1 protein-coding gene is annotated in these 1,059 nt (G+C 59.0%); it reads left to right on the top strand.

Going from position 1 to position 1,059, the window contains the following annotated elements; all coding sequences use genetic code 11:
* Positions 1 to 289: 289 nt before the first annotated feature.
* Positions 290 to 634 carry a hypothetical protein gene (locus tag H590_RS18575; protein ID WP_126412615.1) on the top strand — a complete coding sequence of 115 codons (345 nt, stop codon included), beginning with the start codon at positions 290 to 292 and terminating at the stop codon, positions 632 to 634.
* The last annotated feature ends 425 nt before the right edge of the window (positions 635 to 1,059 follow it).

The raw sequence follows: 1,059 nt of genomic DNA, 5'->3' as shown, positions 1-1,059 counted from the left end.
CCCCTACCCGGCCACCGACACGCTCAACCCGCTACACCCTCGTTCGTGAAGAGCCCGATATCGCCCGCCCGATACCGAGACGCCACCCTCGGATGAGCAGTCCCCGCACGAGGACCTTGGTGACGTACTCCTAGACGAAGCCCGGTGGCTGTACGAGGACCGACGGCATCGGTCCGAAGCGATCCAGTCCGCAGCCACCGGCCTCATATCGTCCTTCGCGACAGTCATGACCCTCCCACCGGTCGTCGTAGCATTAGCGGGTCAGGCGAACTGGGCTGTCCGGGGGCTGATGATCGCCACTATCGCCACATCCGTTACCGGAATGGTCATTGCCGTCTTCTCAGCTGCCAAGATGAAACATGTCAGCAAGGATCTGTCCCGGGTCCAAATGGTTTTCGCCGATCTGTTGAACTCCGAGATCCCCTGCGAACCAAATCGTCCAGAAGAAGTACGCAGGTCACTGGCAAAGAACCTGGTCGTGGAACCCGGGCAGGATGGTATGCCAATCTTCAGAAGCCTCTCCAACACTTCAGACCATCAGATATCTTGGTACCAAGCGGCCAGATGGGCGCTCATCGCATCAAGTATCCTTGCTGGCGCTACTCTGGTCGCTTTAACCATCACCATTCACTAGAAGTGAGAAATGTCCAATACACCTGAGAACAAACCGAACGAGAATCCCGTCAAGCCCGCACCCAGAGCGCCACTCGAGTGGGGAACCGGCATGGAACGCAGTGATAGCACTCATCAGTTCAAGGACACGTTGCCACCAAGTCACGGCAAGACGTCGCAGAGCTGACACCCAGCACGCAGTATGCGCTGGGTCGGTCGCTGCCGCCTCGACGATGTGTGATCGGACGGTGCCGGCCACCCCAGCCATCATTATTGGGGTACAATATTGTCAGTGACGTTCACTACCAGTGCTGGCCGGCACGGGGTCAGTGAGCAGGACGCCATCTGGGCAATCGAGCACGCCCTGCTCGCCAAACCCAGTTTCCAACGTTCTCGACTGCCCGACATGCCCGATCCCTCACTGTTCGTGGGACCCGACACCACCGG

Origin of the sequence: Acidipropionibacterium jensenii DSM 20535 (genome assembly GCF_000425285.1) — a bacterium.
Taxonomy (GTDB): domain Bacteria; phylum Actinomycetota; class Actinomycetes; order Propionibacteriales; family Propionibacteriaceae; genus Acidipropionibacterium; species Acidipropionibacterium jensenii.
The sequence above is the reverse complement of the archived record's forward strand: the minus strand, read 5'-3'. Positions and strand labels throughout refer to the sequence as shown.